Source organism: Polaribacter sp. BM10, assembly GCF_002005425.1.
GTDB classification, from domain to species: domain Bacteria; phylum Bacteroidota; class Bacteroidia; order Flavobacteriales; family Flavobacteriaceae; genus Polaribacter; species Polaribacter marinaquae.
On the sequence record NZ_CP019704.1, the window covers coordinates 2,579,847 to 2,601,691 of the forward strand.

The 21,845-nt window shown below is 30.9% G+C and carries 14 protein-coding genes; 2 read left to right on the forward strand and 12 right to left on the reverse strand.

Annotated elements, in window-relative coordinates:
* Window positions 1-5: 5 nt before the first annotated feature.
* Window positions 6-680 (reverse strand): hypothetical protein, encoded by a 675-nt coding sequence (locus BXQ17_RS11495; RefSeq protein ID WP_077810791.1) that lies wholly within the window; start codon window positions 678-680, stop codon window positions 6-8.
* Window positions 681-1,052: 372 nt separating this feature from the next.
* The gene (locus tag BXQ17_RS11500) at window positions 1,053-1,253 is read right to left on the reverse strand and encodes a dodecin family protein (RefSeq protein WP_077810792.1); all 201 of its coding nucleotides are present in this window, start codon (window positions 1,251-1,253) and stop codon (window positions 1,053-1,055) included.
* Between the two features lie 163 nt (window positions 1,254-1,416).
* On the opposite strand from BXQ17_RS11500, the gene BXQ17_RS11505 reads away from it, so the two are divergent.
* Window positions 1,417-1,770: a toxin-antitoxin system YwqK family antitoxin gene (locus BXQ17_RS11505; RefSeq protein WP_077810793.1), complete on the forward strand. Its 354-nt coding sequence runs from the start codon at window positions 1,417-1,419 to the stop codon at window positions 1,768-1,770.
* Window positions 1,771-2,181: 411 nt separating this feature from the next.
* Here the strand turns inward: BXQ17_RS11505 and BXQ17_RS11510 are convergent, their stop codons facing one another.
* The 10 genes from BXQ17_RS11510 to BXQ17_RS11555 all read right to left on the reverse strand — a co-directional run bounded on the left by BXQ17_RS11510 (window position 2,182) and on the right by BXQ17_RS11555 (window position 20,543).
* The gene (locus tag BXQ17_RS11510; RefSeq protein ID WP_077810794.1) at window positions 2,182-2,901 is read right to left on the reverse strand and encodes an energy transducer TonB; all 720 of its coding nucleotides are present in this window, start codon (window positions 2,899-2,901) and stop codon (window positions 2,182-2,184) included.
* 46 nt (window positions 2,902-2,947) lie between these two features.
* Window positions 2,948-3,247 (reverse strand): VanZ family protein, encoded by a 300-nt coding sequence (locus BXQ17_RS11515; RefSeq protein ID WP_077810795.1) that lies wholly within the window; start codon window positions 3,245-3,247, stop codon window positions 2,948-2,950.
* 58 nt (window positions 3,248-3,305) lie between these two features.
* Window positions 3,306-3,686: a glycine cleavage system protein GcvH gene (gene gcvH, locus BXQ17_RS11520; RefSeq protein WP_077810796.1), complete on the reverse strand. Its 381-nt coding sequence runs from the start codon at window positions 3,684-3,686 to the stop codon at window positions 3,306-3,308.
* A gap of 30 nt (window positions 3,687-3,716) precedes the next feature.
* Window positions 3,717-10,832, reverse strand: coding sequence for a cell surface protein SprA (gene sprA / locus BXQ17_RS11525; RefSeq protein WP_077810797.1), 7,116 nt, complete (start codon window positions 10,830-10,832; stop codon window positions 3,717-3,719).
* 4 nt (window positions 10,833-10,836) lie between these two features.
* Window positions 10,837-11,418 (reverse strand): Holliday junction branch migration protein RuvA, encoded by a 582-nt coding sequence (ruvA, locus tag BXQ17_RS11530; protein ID WP_077810798.1) that lies wholly within the window; start codon window positions 11,416-11,418, stop codon window positions 10,837-10,839.
* 36 nt (window positions 11,419-11,454) lie between these two features.
* The gene (locus BXQ17_RS11535; protein ID WP_077810799.1) at window positions 11,455-13,737 is read right to left on the reverse strand and encodes an NADP-dependent malic enzyme; all 2,283 of its coding nucleotides are present in this window, start codon (window positions 13,735-13,737) and stop codon (window positions 11,455-11,457) included.
* Window positions 13,738-13,829: 92 nt separating this feature from the next.
* Complete coding sequence (locus BXQ17_RS11540) at window positions 13,830-15,566, reverse strand: glycosidase (RefSeq protein WP_077810800.1); 1,737 nt, start codon at window positions 15,564-15,566, stop codon at window positions 13,830-13,832.
* 7 nt (window positions 15,567-15,573) lie between these two features.
* Window positions 15,574-16,515, reverse strand: a complete 942-nt coding sequence (locus BXQ17_RS11545) for a carbohydrate kinase family protein (protein WP_077810801.1) — start codon at window positions 16,513-16,515, stop codon at window positions 15,574-15,576.
* A gap of 1 nt (window position 16,516) precedes the next feature.
* Entirely contained in the window at window positions 16,517-17,815 is a 1,299-nt protein-coding gene (locus tag BXQ17_RS11550; RefSeq protein WP_077810802.1) for an MFS transporter, read from the reverse strand.
* Window positions 17,816-17,915: 100 nt separating this feature from the next.
* Window positions 17,916-20,543 (reverse strand): TonB-dependent receptor, encoded by a 2,628-nt coding sequence (locus BXQ17_RS11555; protein ID WP_077810803.1) that lies wholly within the window; start codon window positions 20,541-20,543, stop codon window positions 17,916-17,918.
* Between the two features lie 177 nt (window positions 20,544-20,720).
* Between BXQ17_RS11555 and BXQ17_RS11560 the strand changes: the two genes are divergently transcribed.
* Entirely contained in the window at window positions 20,721-21,746 is a 1,026-nt protein-coding gene (locus BXQ17_RS11560; protein WP_077810804.1) for a LacI family DNA-binding transcriptional regulator, read from the forward strand.
* Window positions 21,747-21,845 lie beyond the last annotated feature (99 nt).

Genomic DNA, 21,845 nt, shown 5'->3' on the forward strand with positions numbered 1-21,845 from the left:
TTTATTTAAATTGAATTATAGTAATTAAATATTTTTGTTACATCTTCAATTTTTTTTCTATTTAGTTTTTCTTGCTTCATGAAGTTTTTGACCTTTGACGATTTATTGCCAAATAAATTGTAAAAATCTTTCTTACCTTTAGGAAGCTTTATTAATTCGTTATTTAAAGCTACAAAATATTCATCATTTTTTGATATAAATTTTGCTTTTTTTGACGATTCAAATTGTGTTTTAGCTACTTTTCCTTCTATAAATGCAACATTTTTTTTGGAGTATAAAGAAGCTTTTCCTTTAGTATTAATTTCGAAATATTTTAATTCTCCGTTTAAATTAAGTACAGTAAACTTCTTACCTAAATTTACAAAATGGATTATTTGATTTTCTGTTTTAGATAAGAAATATACTGTCCCATCTTTAATAAACTCCATTTCATCTGCAAAAATATTGTAGCGAAAATAAAATTTATCTTTCAAGTCATCTACTTTTGCCTCTTGATATTCTTCAGTTAAAAACCTTAAGTGTTGTGTTTGTGCTGATGCATCTTTAGCGGTTACACCATCAATTTTAGTGTTTGGACCTTTAATTGTTATTGAAAGTCCATTTTGTCTTTCTAATTGTCCAAAAACAATTATTGATTGAGCAAAAAATAATACTGTTGCTAAAATTTTAATTTTTCTCATAATTTTTTAATAAAACAAAGTTAGTTATAATGTTAATAAAGACGGTATAGTTTGTTTATAATAGATATTAATATTTTTAGTTGTATAACTTCACTAAAGTTCAGTTATTATTACACAAGTTATAAAAAATAAGACACAATCTTCTATATTTAATGTTAAAGCGTGCAATAATCTTGCCGAAATAAATAATTTATAAAACTCTTGATTAGTTGCTATAACTTTTGTTTGAAATACAAATTATTTGTTTTTTTAGATTAAAAATTTTCTAAAGATCATATGTACCCATGAATACAAACTACTATTAAAGAAATATCATTTTTACATACATAACTAGGTATTACAAAAGGCGATTTTAATAAATCGCCTTTTGTATTAGTTTACTTCAAATGTTATTTTTAAGTTGACTCTAAATTCGGTTACTTCATCGTCTTTTACTACTGCACTTTGCGATTGTACAAAAACAGATTTAATGTTTTTTACAGATTTTGAAGCTTGCTTTACTGCTTTTTTTGTTGCGTCTTCCCAACTTTTATCTGAGTTAGCTAAAACTTCTATTACTTTCATTACTGCCATGTTATGTGATTTTTTAAGATTAATGTTATGTAAATATAAGAAAATCAAGAGATTATTATCGTAATATTTTCCAATGTTAATTTAATGTTATGTAAATGTTTGTAAATTGTTACAAAAGTGTTATATTTGTAAACCAAGTGTTAACCCTCAAAACAGAAAAATCATGAAAAAAATTTTAACAATAGCATTTTTATGCATCGCAGCAATAGGATATTCTCAAGATATTAAGCCAACTTATGAAGCAGAAGGAGATTTAGTAAAGGCTACTTATTACCATGAGGATGGATCTATTAGTACAGAAGGTTATTTTAAAGATAAAAAATTAACAGGAATTTGGACTCGTTTTGATAAAGAAGGAAATAAAGTTCAAATGGCTTTTTATAAAGAAGGTAAAAAAACTGGAAAATGGTTTTTCTGGAATAATTCTGGTTCTTTACAAGAAGTAACTTACAACAACAATACTATAGAAAGTGTTAATTTGTGGAAAGCTGAAACTAAAGTAGCTACAAACAAATAATATTTTTCTAATATAAACACAAAAAAGCCTAAAGTAAAACTTTAGGCTTTTTTGTGTTTATTGATATTCTAACCAAAGTCTTTGATGGAATATAAATTTATCTATTAGCTAAATGTATTTAAAATAAGGCTAAGATTATGTTGTAGTTGTGTTTAGCTCTTCTGGTAGAACCAAACCAAAACGTTAATATTTCTATTTATTAATGAGTTAAAGCTAATGAACGTAATTTGTATTCTTAAAATTTACTTTATGTTTGTTGTTTTATTATTTATAAAGAATTTATATTTTAAGGATACAACAAATGTTAATTATTAAATTAACTATAGCTTTCATTTATTACTTAAAATAAAAGCAAAAAAAAACGCTTAGAACAATGTTCTAAGCGTTTTGATATATTATAGTTCTTATTGATTACTCTACTAATAAAGAGAAAGGAATGTTGTAACTAACACCAACCGGCTTACCTCTTTGCTTACCTGGTTTCATTTTAGGTAATAATTTCATTACTTTAATAACCTCCGCTTTAATTTTTGGGTGCGGTGCTCTTGCTTGTACATTAACAATGTTACCTTGTCTATCAATTTTGAAACCAATAAATACTCTTTTCTTACCTGGAGAAAGACCTAATTCATTTGGTAAATCTGCATCAAATTTTCTAGAAAAGTGTTTTTGTACCATTTTACTGAAACAATTTTTTAACTCTTGCTTACTTCCTTTACAACCAGGAAATACTGGAGAATCTTCAATAATCATAAAGTTTACATCTTCTACAACTTCTTCTGCTTCTTCGATTTCTACAATTTCCTCAACTTCTACAGCTTCTGTTTCATCTGTTTCAGTAGATTCTATTACAGTTTCCTCTACTTCCTTTTCATCTTCTACAACTTCAATTTTTTCTGGTGTTGGTGGTGGTGGAGTTTTAGGTTTTACAGGCTCTACTCTTTCAGTAATTGGAATATCTTCTTCCATGTCTGCGTTCATATTAACTACACCTAAAGAACTTGTAGTTTTGTCGTATGTTTTCTTTTCGATTGCAGCATATGTAACAAATAAGGCTAATACTAAACCTATTTGCATAAATATTTTACTGTAATTTTCTAAGTTCGATTTCGGGTTTTTCTTTATTTCCATTGAATAAGAGTTTTATATAGTTCGCTAATTTAACTAAATTATTGTGTTAAATACAAGTCTTTTTATTTTTTAACCTCTTTTTTTTTAAAAAAATGCTAAATATTAATAAACCTAATAGTACACCAACAGAATTCGCAATAATATCTAAAAAATCGCCTGTTCTATATGTGGTAACAGTTTCTTGTAAAATTTCAATAATTATGCCAAAAGAGATACAACTAATTATAATTAAATAATTTTTATTGAACTTTTGTAATGCAAAAAGCCAAGACAATGATAAGACAGTATAGGCAAAACTATGTTGCCATTTGTCTATATTGCTAATAGATACATTGTACTTAGGCATTTTTATTAAGCTTAAGTACAAAATTAATATTGCTATGGCTACAGCAAAAAGTAATTTTTTATCCCTTAATAAGTTTTTCGTAAGCTTCAGCATCTAATAAATTATCTATTTGTGAGCTGTCTGATATTTCAATTTTTATCATCCAACCTTTATTATATGGATCTGAGTTTACTAATTCTGGCTCGTCTTCTAACTCTTCGTTAAATTCTGTTACTTCTCCTTTTAAAGGCATAAATAAATCTGAAACAGTTTTTACAGCTTCTACAGAACCAAAAACTTCTCCTTCTTCTACAGTATCGTCTAAAGTGTCTACGTCAACATAAACGATATCTCCTAATTCACTTTGTGCGAAATCTGTAATTCCTATAGTTGCTACATTTCCTTCAATTTTTAGCCACTCGTGATCTTTTGTGTATTTTAATTCTGCTGGAATATTCATCTTAATATTATTATTGGTTGTTTATTGTTTTTAATTTCCTCCTAAATTATAGATAATGTTAAAGCCACCATTTATTGCTTGACGCGGGAAAGTGGTTGATATAGCATATCTAGATGTTTGATGATTGTAATAAAACGATGCCGTTAAATTTGCGCTCAATCTGTAATCGGCTGTAAATTTAATAGAAAATAATCTTTGTCCGCCACTTATTTGATTATTATCTTCATCTACAGATCTAATTTGTGTTAAATTATCTCTTAAAGAAACATCTGCTCTTAAATTAACGTCTCCTTTAAGAGTTGTCTTTTTACCTGTAAAACGAGTATTTACCTTTACATCTTTAAAAACATAACCCAAACCAAAGATATATTCTGTTCCTTTTATATCTGTTAAGGTGCTGTTGTTAAAATTCATTGTTAATGTTCTGTCTCTTTTTACTTCTCCTCTTAAAGAAAAAGAGTTTCTCATTTTCATGTCAACTTTAATTAGCGGAGAAAATTCGTCAACTAGAGTTGCAGCAGAAATTAATAATTCTGGTTCGTAATTTCCAGAAGAATTTATTGTGCTAAGCGGATTATTAGAATCGTATTGTAAATTATTTGTAAAACTAGAAACCGTGTAAGAAGATTTGTAACCATGAGAAACTACAAAGTTGCTAAAGTTCTTCTTAAAGAAATCTAATTTCATAAGTCCAGTATATCTTAGAGTCCAATTTGGTATCGGAATATTTCTAAACAAACTAGTACTCACTTTATCTGGGCTAGAACCCGAATATGCAGCCATAAATGCAGGTAATAAAACTTGCTGACTATTGCTACCGTAATTTGTTGCATTACCACCATTTTCTTCAGCTAATCTTTCTGAAATTGCAGATCTATACGTTCTCATAGTTTCAAAGAGCGCATCACCGTTTTTAAAAGCAGTTGCAATCATAGAATGACTCGTGCTAAAGTTTCCTGTTTCAAAAGCTGGCGCACTAAAATCTAATGCTCCGTTTGTTGTACCGTTTTCGATGACATCTAATTGCTGAGATAAATCTCTTGTTTTAATTTTATTACCTCTCACATCAATATTTAAATCTTTAAAAGGCTTAACTGTAAAAGTGTAATCTAATTTATTGTAATGAGTTCTGCTATAGGTTTTATTGTAGTATTCGCTATTATCTGGATCTCTTGGGCCAACTAACCAACCGTTTTGTAATGCTTTATTTCTAATGTCTACTTGGCTACCAAAAGCAAAAGAAGTTGGTGCGCCACCTAAAAAGCCAATGTCTTCTGTGTAACCTGGTAAAAATTGACCGTTATTTTCTGAATAACTTATTTTACCTTGTTTTACAGAGGTAACTAAATCGTAAACACCTTTTAAAATTTGCTTACCTACCGATAATTTTTTCTTAGAATTAACTCGTCCAGGAGCAGGAGGTAAACCACTTCCAAAAATTCCTTTTGCATTTTTTCTTTGATTTTTAGATAAGAGTAACTTTTCGAAACCTAAGCTTTTATAGAACTTATCGAAAGTTAAAGTTGTATTTAAATTGTGTGTGTTTGAATTTTGAACAACATTACCAACCAAATCTACATAAGCAACATCGGTACCATCTACATCTATTGTACTTTGTGCTGCAGCTTGCCAATCAAAATCTGCTGTGTACGCATAATCTGCTTTTACCCAACTTAAAAAAGGGACTTTATTTATAGGTAACTGGTAGGTTCCGTTTAACTTCTGATGATAATGGTTTGCTCTACCTGTGTTAAAAAAATCATCAAAAATTTGAATATCTTCATTCGTATCAAAAGTATCGTAAATGTAACTGTTGGTTGCATTAAAGTTAAACTGAAGAGATTTAGTTAGATCGAAACCAACAGTATAATCCCAGTCAAATAAAAATCTACGCTGTTTTAATGCAGGTTGATCAGATAAACCTGCAACTAAATTTCTAGATTGTTGTTCTGTAAAATTTCTATTAATTCTAGAATTTACTGCAACCGTAGATGGTATCGGATTAAAATTAATATCTTTAATTAGTTTTAAATATTTGCTTTGTAAAAAACCTATGTTTTTAAAAGGCTCTATAGATTTTGGCTGAAAATTATAGTTGTAAGTAGCACCTGCAACTACGTTTTCGTTTACATATTTTTGAATATTGTAATCTCTATGAAACTCTTTGTTATGAGCATAAGAAACAGAAACATTTTCAACATCATAAAACTTTGGTTTTTTTGTTGAATTCGGGTTTCTATTTTTCTTTACATTGATAAAACTAATACTTGTTCTTTTAGTATAATCTCTAGAAAACTCGCTATTAGGGTTTTGTTCTAAAGCATCTTCTAAAGTTACATCTTGGTACTGCGGGTCGTATTTTGGATCAATAAATTTTTCTCCGATACTATAACTCATAGGTAATTGAATTCCCCACTTCTTAGGCGTTAAAACCTTGCCTAAATTTACAGTTGTAGCAACATCGTATTGTTTTGTTTCATCTAAACTACGTTGGTTTACTCTATCTTCTACATTACCAAAACCTATTGTAGACATGCTTCCGGCTAAAGAAACGTTTGCAACATCAGCAAAATTAGCATCTGCATTAACAACTGCGGCCCAACCACCTTTATTGTCAAAACCAGCAGATCGAAGTTCGTTAAACCAAACTTCTGCACTTCTAGGTGATAAAGAAATGTTTTTTAAACCTAACATTATTGTTCTTAGTTGTGCTAAAGTTGGGTTTCCTTTTACACTAATTGTATAAGGTAAATCTGGGTCTTGCTCTTGAGATTGATAAATTTCGTTTACCGGAAAGTTAACATTGTTTCTTTCTAATTTTATCTTACCAAAAGTTTCTAAAAAGGCATCTAAATTATTTGCTTCTGGCCAAATGTCTAAAGCAGATGTTCCGTTTTTTGTAACTTTTAAAGGCAATTCTATTTGATAAAAATTCTCATTTAAATCGGTTCCTAATCTTATTACAGCAGCTAGTTCATTATCGTTAACCACAGCTTCTCTTTCTATTTCTTGTAAGTGCATAAACATTTTTAATTGCTTAAAACGTCTTAAATCTACACTTATGTTTTTGTAAATAGCTCTTGTTTCTTCTGGTTCTAATCTAGTAACTTTTAGAGTAACCGATTGTTCGTTTTGCAATTGTACTGTTGTGCTACCTTGTAAACGCTCTCTTTCGATACCTGGTGGTTGTATATAACTTCCTTCATTTTGCTCTATACTTACAACACCAACTTCAAAATCATTTAGTTCGTCTTGGGTTAATTCTCTATCTGGGTTTGTAGTTGGGTCTAAAGTTCTAACATACCTTCTCCAGTCACCTCTAACCAAATCTAATTCACCAAAACGTACTACCACTGGCATTCTAAAATTGGTTAAAAACATTCTTACAAAACGAATACTATTAAAATCAGAAATGCCATTTACAGGCGTTCCGCTTCTTACCGGAACTCTAAATTGATACCATTTTGTTTGTTGGGTATTTCCGTTTTCTAAAGTAACTGTTGTTGTTTTTTCATCTACAATATAACCAACTCCTTTTCTTAAATCATTCTGATTCATAGAAATTCTATACTCATAATAGCTTTCTACAGTATTCATTGTTTGATCTTTGTTGATGTCTTCTGTATCTGGATACGTTGTAGAAGATGTCGGGTAAGGTTCTGTAGATTGATTTAAGGTTGGCGAATTACCTTGAGTATTATTGTAGTCTTTATATCTAGTTATTAATGATGCGTTTATTGCGTCTAAATTTGATCCTCTAAAAAACTGAAAATTATCTGCCGCAGGATCTGTTAAATTTGCATATTGTCCAATTCCTGGTAAATTACGTTCTTCATCATCATTTAAACCATCAAAACCAATATCTTGGTTTGTTCTTGCATCATCTAATTCATTAAAAGCATAAATTATTGATGGATTTCTAGGAACATCTCCCCAAGTAGTTCTGTTAACATTATTACCATTAACTTTTAAACCATCTTCTGGTAAACCGTTTTCGTACATTTTACGGTTGTCTTTCAAAATATCTTCAGAAATATTACCAAGATTTATGTACAAATCTCCCACTTGATTTGCTGGATTGTTTGGGTCTATGCCAGCAGGTAAACCTTCTTCATTTGTGATAGAGTAATTTTGATAAGGATCCATAATCCAGAATTGCATATACTCTACATTTGCTTGATCAAAATTATTTGTTGTTAAAGGTCTCATAATTCCTCCCCATCTAGTTTCTGGGTTTGGTAATGTTACTTTATCGTTTTGTATTGTTGCTGCAGGATCATAATTATAAGAGCCTCTTTCTGCGGGAAAATAAGCTAAATCTAAAGTTCTAACTAAAGAGTTTTGCGTAATATCTAATTGTACATTAGGAAACAATTCTCTGTAATTAATTTGTCTTGTTTCTGCTCTAGAAAGTTCGTCGGCATCAATACTTGCAGGCGTATCACCAACACCGTAAAATATTTGATCTACGCTATACCAAGCTAATTTTGCTCTTTTGTAATTGTAAGATAACCCATCACTTTCTCCGTTAAAGTTAGGAAAGTATTTAGGTGTACTCGCTTCATACCAATCTAACGAAGAAAGTAAACTAATTGGCACTTGCGACGCTTCAAAATCATCGATATAAGAAGTTGCTGCACCTGTTACGTCAATTCCGCTTGGTGTTCCAGGAATCAAATAAGCCATATCACCACGAACAGATAAATTAGAAGGCGCATCTGTATCTACAAACGGTAATTTGTTTGCCAGTTTTGTGAAATAAGGCACTTCTGTAGCATAATTAAAGTTAAACCCTAACATGGTGTTGTTAATAGGTTCTGCACCAAAATTAACTTTAGGTGTTAAAGGTCTTTCTTCGATATTTAGATAAGTTGCACCAACCACAAAATCTTCAGAAAATTTGTGTTCTACATCAATACCAAAAAAAGTTTTTCTTTGCTGATTAAAAACAGCGTTATTTTCTGTAGATACGCTAATAGGAACGCCAGAAGCTTGTAAACCCGGATCGATAATTTGTACTCTTCCTAAAGAATAATCTACAACATAATCTACACCTTCTACTAATTGTCTTCCGCCAGCAGAAACTCTAACAGAACCTCTAGGAACATTGAAAGCGCCAATTGGTATTCCACCAGAATTTTCTGATTTAAAATATCCCTTTAAAAAGTATTTGTCTTTATTTTGAAAATTATTTTTAATGTTGATTTTAGTGTTTAAATACAACTCTTTAAATATAAAACCTTCATCTGCAGGGTTTGTTAATTCGTCTGCTAAATCGTTACCAAAAGGTTCTGGTTCTGGAAAAAAGATAAATCCGTTTTCAGAATTTACGGTAATTCCTTCTACATAATCAAAAAAACCATCTGGCGATCTAAACTGACTTTGATCTAATTGATCTAGTTTTAAAACTTGTAATAAAGGTAGGTTAGAAATACCTACGGTTGCGGCATTTTGTAAAACATTAGAAGGTATACCTGTTTGATCGTCTCTGTATTGAATTTCGAAACGGAAACCATCTTGAGTTAATGGAAAAGCGCCTAAAGCATATACGTTCTTCATCATTAAACGCCAAGTAGGAAAAGCTTCATCTTCTCCGGTAGTTACATTTGTTCTTTTTGTTTGTAAGATTTCTGATCGTAATAACTTTACCGCTAAATTGTTAGGTGCTTGTATACCATCATTAGAAAACTCACCAACTTTAAAAGAGTTTTTTGTACTTCCTGTTACGTTACCCGCTACTGTATATTCATAAGCAACAGCTAAAACTTCACCATCATTTAATCTTCTATTTAAAGAAATAAAACCTAATTGCGAATTTAGTCGATATTCGTTTGCATCTAATTTTCTTGCATTTTCTAAGACCGAATAATTAGTTCCGTTTTGCATGTTGTATGGTTGTAAAGAGCTATCAACAGTAGAAATATCTCTTATACCGCCTGCAGGAATAATTTCTGTGCCAATTCTATTTGCACCATTAAAAGGTAAATTATTGCCAGCAACTTGTGGCTGTGTAATTGCAGGGTTTAATACAACACCATTTTCATCAACCAAAACTTGGTTTTCCGATTCGCCAATATCAGCAAATGCAACAATACTTCTGTAATCTTCTGTACTTGCGTTTCTATTCGTTATCCAAACTTCTACTCTTGTTATATTAATTGGGCTATTAATTAACGGATAGTTTTTAAGCGAATTTGCATAATTATCGATAAAATATTGCGATAAGAAAAAGTGTCTGTCATTATCGTAATCTGTAGTTCTTAATTCGAAAGGTTGTATTGATGCACCGCCTTCTGCAACAACGGTTTTACTTTCTGAGTTTTGCTGAGAAAACACTGCAGTAATATTGGTGTTACCAAACTTTAAATCGGTTTTTACACCAAATAAACTTTGGGCTCCGTTTATTAAAGAGTTTTTAATTGGCATAGATACATTACCAGCTTCTAAACCCTGTATGATGTCGTCTTCGTTTGGTTCGAAACCAACTTTAACTAAATTTTGAAAATCGAAAGAGGCTTGTGTATCGTAATTTGCTGTAAACTCTAATCTACTACCAACTTTAGCTCTTATACTTGCGTTAATTTGCTGATCAAAATCAAAAGTGAAATTACTTCTATTTTCTTCAGATATTTGCGGATTATCTGTGTTTTGATAGATAAAACCTAACTTTAAATTTAAACTACCAGTTGGTGTTACTTTTACTTCTGTACCGCCAAAAATGGTTTCGAAAAACTTGTTGTTTACATAATAAGTTGGCAATAAATCTTTTTGTGCTTCTTTAGAACCTTTTTTCTTACCATTGGTTGCACTCACTTTATCTTTAAAGTAAAGTAACATGTCTCTTTTTAATCGATATTCTTGGTATTCTCTAGGCGATAAATAGATAGGAGTTCTTGTGTAGTAATTCCCAATTTTTTCTAAAATTATATATTTATTTAAAACTTTATCAAAAATGATTTCTTTTTTAGATAAGTCATCTAAATATAAACCACCTTTTTGGGTGCTTTTAAAATCGTAACGTAAATCTACTTTGTCTTTGTTAACTTTTGTTGAGTCTTTTTCTGTAGTGTCTTGAGCATAAGTAGATAAACTTACCTTTAAGATAATTGCTATTAATAAAAACGTATTTTTAAAAATTGTACCCAATTGATTATAAACTTTTTAAGGCTAATTTTATAATTTTTTCTACAGAAGCATCTGTATGTTCTTTTAAAATTGCTGTTATTATTTTGTCTGATTGTTTTCTTTGAAAGCCTAAAACTTCTAAAGCAGATAACGCTTCTTCTTTGTTTGTATTGCTTACTGTTACAGAAACTTCGTCGATATCGAAAGTCTTTAAGATTTTATCTTTTAAATCTACAATAACTCTTTGGGCTGTTTTTGCACCAATACCTTTTACAGATTGTATTAATTTTACGTCTTCTGATGCTATTGCTTGTTGTATTTCTTCCGAAGTCATAGAAGACAACATTGTTCTAGCAATGCTTGGGCCTACACCAGATACAGAAATTAAGAATTTAAATACGGCTCTTTCTGTTTTATTGATAAATCCAAAAAGTGTATGCGCATCTTCTCTTATAGAAAGATGCGTATACAGAACTATATTTTCATCTGCAGGCAATGCAGAAAATGTATTTAGAGAAATATGAAGTAAATAACCAACACCGTTACAATCTACTACAACTTCGGTTGGGCTTTTTTCTACGAGTCTTCCTCTAACTTGTGTAATCATAAAATTATCTTTTTCAGGCTTCTAAAATACTACTTTTTATTTGTTGTTTCTTTTTTCTTTTTGTTGTGCATCTACAACAGCTAATGCTGCCATATTTACCATCTCATCTACACTAGAACCTAATTGTAAAATATGTACTGGTTTGTTAAAACCTAAAATTACAGGTCCAATAGATTCTGCACCTTCTACTTGCTTTAATAATTTGTAAGTAATATTTGCAGATTCTAAGTTAGGAAAAATTAAAACATTTACTTTTTTACCATTTAATTTAGAAAACGGAAATTCTTTAGCAAGCATTTCAGAGTTTAAAGCAAAGTCTGCTTGTACTTCTCCGTCTATAACCGTTTCTGGAAAGTGACGATGCACATAAGATACCGCTTCTCTAATTTTTTTAGAAGTTTCTGAAGTTGAAGATCCAAAGTTAGAGTAAGATAACATGGCAATATTTGGTTTCATACCAAACATGTTTACAAATTTACCTGTCATTTGAGCAATTTTAGCCAATTCTTTAGCCGAAGGATTTTGGTTAATGGTTGTATCTGCTAAAAACAAAGGTCCTTGTTTTGTTAACATTAAATTACAAGCTGCAATTTTAGTAACATCTTTATCTCTTTCTATTAACTCTAACATTGGTTTTACAACCGTTGGGTAAGGTCTAGAATATCCGGTAATTAAAGCATCTGCTTCACCTTCATTTACCATCATTGCTGCAAAATAATTACGTTCTCGCATTAATTTTTTAGCTTCAGAAAAAGTTCTACCTTTTCTTTGACGTGTTTTCCAGTAAGCTTCTCCAAAACGGATTCTTCTTTCTTTTTCTTCGTCTGTTTTAGGATCTATAATTTGCACATCTGCAGTAAAACCGATTTCTTCTTTCAGTTCTAGAATTACTTCTTTTCGTCCTAATAAAATTACTTTTCCTAATTTTTCTTCGTGAACTCTTTGTGCTGCTTTTAAAACATCTAAATGATCTGCCTCTGCAAAAACTACACGTTTAGGATTGCTTTTTGCTCTGTTGTGTAAAAGTCTAATTTCTTTACTACCAGAACCCGAACGCTCCATTAATTCTTCTCTATATCTATCCCAATCTGAAATTGGTTCTAGAGCAACACCAGAATCCATTGCTGCTTTTGCAATTGCTGGTGGAATTTCATAAATTAATCTTGGATCAAAAGGTTTTGGGATGATGTATTCTTTCCCATAAGTTAAGCTTACTTCATCATACACAATATTTACCTGTTCTGGTACAGATTTTTTTGCCAAGTCTGCTAATGCATGCACTGCGGCAAGCTTCATTTCTTCGTTAATTTTTGTAGCTCTTACATCTAAAGCTCCTCTAAAAATAAAAGGAAAACCAAGTACATTGTTAACTTGATTAGGATGGTCTGATCTACCGGTTGCCATAATTATATCTTTTCTTGTGGCTATGGCAACATCATATTCTATTTCTGGTACGGGGTTTGCCATTGCAAACACAATTGGGTTTTTTGCCATTGATAAAAGCATTTCTGGCGAAACAATATTCCCTTTTGATAAACCAATAAATACATCAGAATCTTGCATTGCTTCTTCTAAAGTATTAAGATCTCTGTCGGTTGCAAATTCTTCTTTTTGAGAAGTTAAGTTGCCTCTATCTTTTCTAATAACTCCTTTACTGTCGCACATTACAACATTTTCTCTTTTTACACCTAATTTTAAGTATAAACGAGTACAAGAAATTGCAGCGGCACCGGCACCATTTACTACAATTTTAACTTTACTAATGTCTTTTTCTGTAATATCGATGGCATTTTTTAAAGCAGCTGCAGAAATTATTGCAGTACCATGTTGGTCATCATGCATTACCGGAATGTCTAACTCTTCTTTTAACCTTCTCTCGATTTCAAAAGCTTCTGGAGCTTTAATATCTTCCAAATTAATTCCTCCAAAAGTAGGAGCAATTGCCTTAACCGTTTGTATAAATTGATCTACGTCTGTAGCGTCTACTTCAATATCAAAAACATCAATATCTGCAAAAATTTTAAAAAGTAATCCTTTACCTTCCATTACAGGTTTAGAGGCATCTGGGCCAATATCACCCAAACCTAAAACTGCTGTACCATTAGATATTACAGCTACTAGGTTTCCTTTTGCAGTATATTTATAAACGTTATTTTTATCTTTTGCAATTTCTAAACAAGGTTCTGCTACACCAGGAGAATACGCTAAAGCTAAATCGTGCTGTGTTGCGTATTTTTTTGTAGGAACAACCGCAATTTTTCCTGGTTTTGGTTTTGCATGATATACTAAGGCTTCGTGTCTTTTTCTAGAATCACTCATATAATATTTGTTTGCTTGTTTAAGCATACAAAGATAGGGTTTTCAATGAAAGACCATATTAAATAACAAAGAATAATCAATTCTAGAGTTGTTTAAAAAACCAGTTCTGTAATCTTATTGTTTTCTGAATAATTTATAGAAAAATTTAAAGAACTTAAATTGGCAGATAATCTTGCAAACTCATTCTTGTTTGTCCATGTAATTTCTAATTCATTTTCTTTGGAAGTACTACAAGATATTTTACCTAAAAAAGCGTTAGAAGTATTTCTTAAACGCATAAGTTTAAGTTGGTTTTTAACAATATCTTTTTTTAAGCCTTCTTCGATGTCTTTATTTGAAAGGGTTGTTCTGTTTATTTCTTTATGACCACCGCTTCCGCCTTTATCTGCGGCAGCATAATTATTTTTACCAGCAAAAATATCTAAATACCAAACCTGAGGAATACCTGGCATAAATAATTGAATTGCTCTAGCTAATAATAATTTTTCTTCACTTTCGCCTAGAGCGCTAAAGAATGTTGCATTTATTTGGTAGTAAGATATTTTTTTTCCTGAAGGATCATATAAATTTTTTACTCTTCCGCCTCGATCCATAATTGTATTCATTATAGTTTCGATTTCGGCGTCTTTTAGTAAACCTTTATTGTAATTACCGTTAACTTCTTTTCCTTTTAAATCTAAAACAGGTATACCGTCATGACAACCTAACATATTAACGGTTTTATAATTTTTAGTAATAATTTCGTCTATCCAAGTTAAAAGCGCTTTGTTGTTTGCTTTTTCTAGGGTGTGAATCATTAAACCAGGTAAGAAAAAATCATAAATTTGGTAGGATTCTTTTGCAACTTCATCATGTAAATTTAAACCATATTCTGCATGAATTTCTGGTAATAAAACAAGGTCGTTTTTTTTAGCAATTTCATTAATTCTATCTAAATATGTCCAAGTACCAGGTTTGTTAAAAAAATTTGTTTGTCCTATTTCTTTGTGTAAATAAGCAAAAGCATCTAATCTTAAAATTTTACAACCAAAACTTTTAACTTTGGCCAAAGTTTCTTCGTAAAACTGCCAAACAAGCTCAGATTTTGCATTCACATCCATCTGACCTAAATAGGTTGCTTTTTGATTAACAAAGTTTAAAACATCATTTTTAAACTCATTAAAATCATCAAAATTAATAGTTGATAAATCTTGATTAGCGTCTAATGCTGTGTTTATTTTTTCTGAAATTATTGCAGCCTTGTTTAAAGGTAAACTAGTGATTTTACATATTTCTTCAGAAGAAATTTTATGATATGTTATGTCTTGATAAAAAGTGTTCCAATAAGGTTTTTTAGTGCCGTCTGGAAAAGGAACCTTTAATATTGGAAGGCCAGATTTTCTCATGAACAATTTATCTAAAAATTCTTTTTTAGGAATTATTATATCATCTTCATTTTTTGTTCCGTTACCTTTCCAAAAAGAATTCCAATTGATAAAAAAGTCTTTGTATTTAGATTTTTCTCCGTTTTTTAATAAATCTTTAAATTGAGGTGAAGCTACAGATAAATGATTTAAAACGATATCGAATTTTAGCATTATGTTTAGTTCTTCTAAAGCTTTTAAATCATCTTTAGAAACCAAATTAGTATTTAAATTGTAATCGATTATAGAGAAACCTCTATCTAAATCGCTATTAAAAAATGTGGGTAAAATGTAGAATAAAGAGAAAACATCTTTAAACTCTGGCATTTTAAGCATATTAATAGTGTCTGCTAATTTCTCTCCAATACTATCCGGGTATGCGTTTAACATAACTCCGTTAAAAGTTTTATTTTCTTCTAGCTTCATTTGTTTATTATTCTAAAAGTTTAGATAAAATATTAATATTGTCTGGTAATCTACCTACGTTTTGTAATTTTAATGCCGCAAGTTGTAATGCTACTTTTAAACACTCTTCTATTGGTTTTTCTTTTATGTAAGCAAATAAAAAGCCCGACCAAAAAGCATCTCCTGCACCCGTTGTATCCATTACTTTGTCAACTTTAATGGCAGGTAAAGTAATTACCTTTTTGTTTTTTTGAGATAATTTTACACCATCTTGACCTAAAGTTAAGCAAACTGTATCTACATTTAAATCATGAAAAAACTTAAAAATTTGATCATGAGGAAGTTCTTTTTCAAAAAGTCGTAGCATATCATCTTCGCTAATTTTTATTAACGGATTTAATTTACAGTAAGCTTCAATTACTTTAAAAGCTTGATCTCTACTTTCCCAAAGTTTCTTTGCGTAATTTAAATCGATGCTTAATTTACAACCTAATTTATATGCTTCTTCTGCTTTTTTTAGAATTGTACTTTGTGCAGGTTCTTTACTTAAAGCAAAACAAGTAGTATGAAATATTTTTGAATCTGATAATGTTTCTTTAGATATTTGATCTTTAGTGATATATCTGTCGGCATCTCTAAAAGGTATAAAATCGGGAGTTCCTTCAGATTTTGAAACAAATATTACACTTGTTGGTTTGTTTTCTAAAACCTTTATATTTTCTATATTAACACCAACTTCTTTTAATCTTTTAAAAATGTATTCGCCAAAACCGTCGTTACCAACGGTAGAAACCATTACAGGTTTAAGCCCTAATCTTGCTGCATTCATTGCTACATTTGTAGGCGAACCACCAAGATATCTATGGTAGTCTCTTGTATTGTTAATTAAAACACCTGTTTGATGACCAATAAAATCTACGAGTACTTCACCAACACATAAAATGTCTATATTTCTATTATTGTTCAAAATTTTATTTTTTTAAATTGCTTTTACTTTTAATAAAAAGCGTAAAAATTGCACTGATAATTAGTAAAACGCCTGCAAAGGTTATTGCGTTTCGAGGATCGTTATCTAAAAAGTTTTTTAAGATATAACCAAACGATAATGTTTGAATTATCATTGGAATTACAATCATCATGTTTATAATACCCATGTAAACGCCATACCTTTCTTTAGGAATATCGGCAACAACCATTAAATAAGGTATACCCATCATGCTTGCCCAACCAATACCAAAGCCTGTTATTGCAAAGAATAATAAATTTTTATTTTCGATATGCGGGAATGCTAAGAAACCAATTGCGGCAATTATTAAACAGAAAGCGTGTACTTTTTTAGGACTGAATTTTTTAGCAAAACCAACCAATGCAAATGCTACTAAAAATGTAACAACGTTATACCAACCATTAACTAAACCTGTCCAGCTTACAGCTTCGCTATAAGCTTCTTTGTTTTCTGGGGTCGCATTCCAAACAGAAAGGGCAACACTTTTAGAAGAGTTTTGCCAATAACAAAATAAAGCATACCATTGAAATAAATAAACCAATGCTAACTGCCACATAACTTTTGGCATGTGCTTTATTGCAGAAAATATTTCTATTAGCGGTTCTAAAATACTTTTCTTTTCTCTTAGTTTTTGTAGCTCTTCTTCTGTTGGCGGAATTTCTTTAGTTTTTTTAATACTCCAAAGAATAGTTGCAATAGAGCAAACAGCGCCTAAGAAAAATGATGCGTAAACCCAGGTTGGTAATGCGCCAGTTGTTCCTATAAATATTAATGGAAAAATAAATAGAGATAAATTGGCCAAAACTTGTCCTAAACCTGTAAAAAAACTTTGCATTTGAAAGCCTAAAGGTTGTTGTTCTGTGTTTAATTTATCGGCGATTAGTGCTCGATAAGGTTCCATTGCGGTGTTGTTACCAGCATCTAAAATCCATAAAAGGCCGGCTGCCATCCAAAGAGAACTACTAAAAGGGAAAGCAAATAATGTTAGACTACACAAAATTGCGCCAATTAAAAAATAAGGTTTTCTTCGTCCGAATCTCGGGCTCCAGGTTTTATCACTTAATGCTCCTATAATTGGTTGTACTAATAAACCTGTTACAGGACCAGCAAGATGTAAAATTGGAATTTGATCTGGACTTGCACCTAAAAAATCGTAAATTGGTGTAACCGCACTTTGTTGTAAGCCAAAACTATACTGAATTCCGAAAAATCCAACATTCATGTTTAATATTTGCCAAAAACTTAGGCTAGGTTTTTTTAACATTATGGTATAATTTTTAAATGATTTTTTAAAATAAGAAGAGGGCCAACAAAATATACGTTGGCCCTTTTCTTAATAACCAAACTTACTATTAACTCAAACTTTAAAAACTATATTGTAATGTCATTGTTGTAGAACGACCAGAAATTGTTCTTGCTGCAGCTAAACCACCAGCAATGTTACCGTTTCCTTCTACTTCTGTAACACCTATTGTATCAAACAAATTGTTAGCATTTACACTTAAAGATAATCCTTTAGTTAAACTTACTTTTGCTACAGCGTTTATATACGCGTAACCTGGCATAACTAAATCGTTATCATCTTGTGCGTAAGATTCTGATGTACCTAAAATTGTAATTCCTAATAAGTGTTGCTTACTGGTACCAAAAGAATATGTTGGCGCTAGATTATAAACAAAATCTGCTTGTCTTCTTGGTGTGTTTCCTTGATTTGCACCACCATCAATTTCTGCTTTTGTATAAGTAACAGAACCATTTATACCGAAGTTACCAAAACTTAATGCAGATTCAACTTCTAAACCTAATGCTTTAAATGGATTACCAACTGTTCTGTTTAATTCGTTACTAATACCTTCGTCTGTATTACTTACAAAACCAGTAACATTTAAAACACCGTTGTTTAATCTCTTTTTTAAACCTACTTCGAATTGAGAAATTTCATCAAATTGAACATCTCCTAAACCATCTGTTCCGTAATTATTTCTATCTGCAGCTCTACCAGAAGCACCTTTACTATATCTACCAAAAACAGCAGTACCGTTGTTGATTTTATAATTTAAACCAGCAGAGTAAGAAACAAAATTATAATTGTCGCTAATTGCTTGTCCTGGGTTACCAGCTATAGTTGGTATTGTAGATTCAAAGTCACTAATTTCACCATCACTATCATAATCAAAACCGATTAAATCTCCATTTGCATCTAAGTTACTTAATTGTCCAGAATTGATAGAACCATTAACATTAACGTTTTCGAAACGGATACTACCATCAAAATTTAATTTTTCAGAAATTTCTGCATCTACACCTACATAAGGAGAATTTACATTGTGTACTGTATTGTATTTTCTTTGACAACAGTTACCCCAAACTGGCTGACCATATGAATAAGCACCACCTTCAGAGAATCCTTCGAAAATACCAAGTCTAGCTTTACCATCTCCTGCTACTTCAGAAATAGCAGAACTCCATTGCCAACCAATCTTTGTGTTTTGTGTTGCAGAGAACATACCAACTGTTAGTCCTATATTATCATTAATTGCTTTAGTAACTTTTACATCGCTAAAAAAGTTGCTTAAATCTTCGATAGTAACATCAAAGTATCTAATATCTTGTGCTAATCCGTTTGCAGGGTTAAATGGTGTTCCGTCTTTATAAGTTAAGGCGCCAGTTGCACCAGAAGCACCTCTAACTAAAGCTTCTATTTCTGCTACAGTACCAACGTTAGCTGTAAAAGGAGCATTCCATTGACCAGAGTTGTTAGAATATCTTGCTTTACCGTTTACTTTCCAATCATCACCTAGATCAAAAGAGAATTCTGCACCAATTGCCGAACTTACTGGGTTATTACCGCTTCTCATATCGTTTTGAGTAGGATTTCCATCGTATACACTATATGTATTCTGGATATTTACAGAATGAGGAGAATCTGAAGTAATATCAAAACCAGGTAAGTTTCCAAAAGTTGGGTTTGCATTTGTACCCGTTAAACCTACTGGCATTGGCATATACATAACTGTTTTGTCGTTTAAGTATTTAAAATAAGTACGTACATAACCGTTTTTAAACTCTTTTGTTATATTGGCTTTAATTTGACCACCCTTATTACCTTGGTAGCCAATGTTTCTTGGGCCTTCGCCAACTCGCATAAAACCACCAACATGATAATACAATCCTTCGCTAATAGGTGTGCCGTATTCAAAATCTAATCTACTAGATTGAAAGTCTAAACCATAAGTTGCACCAATTGTACCGCCTTCTGTTCTACCAGTTTTACTAATCATGTTTATAATACCAGCAGGACCATTTGAAGTTTGTGTAGAGGCAGAACCACCTCTAATTGCTTCAACTCTACCTACATTAGAATCTATACGTAAAAAGTTATCTGCATTACCAAAAGAAGTGTCTCCAAATAGCATTAGTGGAAGACCGTCTTCTTGTAACTGTAAATATCTAGATCCACCAGAAGAAACTGGTACACCACGTACATTAAAGTTTGCATTACCTTCTCCACCAGAAGATTCTGCACGAATACCAGGTATGTTTCTAAAAAGTTCACCAGCAGATCTTGGCGAAGCTTGTTCTATTTGTTTAATACCAACTGTAGAAACAGAAATACTAGATTCTATTTTAGATTTTGGGTTAACAACACCAGTAACTATAATTTCATCTAATGATTGTGCATTTTCTACGATAACGATGTTTAAAACAATTTTAGGAGAATTAAAATTAACTTCTTTTGTAAAATTGTCGAAACCTAAAGAAGAAGCAACTAATGTATAAACACCTTCTTTAATGTTTTTAATTTCATAATTTCCATCAAAATCAGAGCTTGTTCCTATTGTGGTTCCTTTTAAAATGATGTTTACACCAGGAATTAATTCTCCGTTTTGGTCTTTTACTGTTCCAGAAATACTAGATTGTGCTAATAATGTAGATGTCCCTGCTAGGAATAACATTAAAAGTAAACCTTTAAGATTTGTTAGTTTTTTCATTTTTTTGATTGTGAATTTAATAATTAGATAATCATTTCTTAAGTAAAGTTAAATTTTAACCCAAATTTTTTATCAGATTAATAAATCGAAAACGTTTTCGATTTACCGAAAACGTTTTCGATTTATTTAATTGCTTATATTTGAGTACTAATTTAATTTAAATCAACAGATTAAGATTTGGTAACATTAAAAAATATTGCAGAAGAGTTAGGTATTTCTATCACAACGGTGTCAAAAGCATTAAAAGAATACCCAGATGTTAGTGAAAAAACAAGAAAGCTAGTTAGAGAAACCGCGGCGTTGTTAAATTATCAACCAAATTCTTTTGCGGTGAACTTAAGAACTAAAGAATCTAAAACTATAGGTTTAATTATTCCGGTGGTTGTGCATCACTTTTTTTCATCTGTAATTAAAGGTATTATAGCGCAAGCAGAAAAAAAGGGTTATTTGGTTATAATTCTTCAATCAAACGAATCGTATGAATTAGAACAAAAACAAATTGATTTACTACTTAGAAAAAGAGTTGACGGAATTTTAATTTCATTAGCGAATGAAACATCAGACTTTTCACATTTAAACAAAGTTATAAATCAACAAACACCTATTGTGATGTTTGATAAAATAGCTAAAGTTGTAAAATGTTCTAAAGTTATTATTGATGATCGAAAAGCTGCTTATACTGCAACACAGTATTTGATAGATATAGGTTGTAAGAAAATTGCTCACTTTAGAGGTCCTTTGCTTCCTCAAAATTCTATTGATCGATTTTTAGGATATAAAAAAGCATTATTAGATAACGGTTTAGAGTTTGATGTTTCTTTGGTTTATACCTGTGAATGTGGTGATATGAGTTTTGAAGAAGGAAAAGCCAATGCAAAACAACTTTTAAAAGATCATGATGATGTTGACGGAATCTTTATAAATACAGATTTGGTTGCAATTGGTGCTATGAAAGAATTTAACGATCGAGGCGTAAAAGTACCAGAAGATATAAATATTGTGGGGTTTAGTAATTGGTTTATGGCTTCGGTGATATCACCAAGCCTAACAACTATAAATCAACCAGGTTTAGAAATGGGTAAAAAAGCTTTTAAATTACTTTTTAAAGAAATTAAAAGTAGAAAGGCAAATAAGTTGATAACTCATAAACAAGTAGTTTTAGATACAGATTTAGTAGTTAGAGATTCCACTAAAAATAAATAAGAGGCAACCATTTACATAAAATAGTAGTCTTACTTTTTTGTGAACATTTTATATTTCGTTTAACAAATATTAAACATTTACTAAGTATTTAAAAATTAA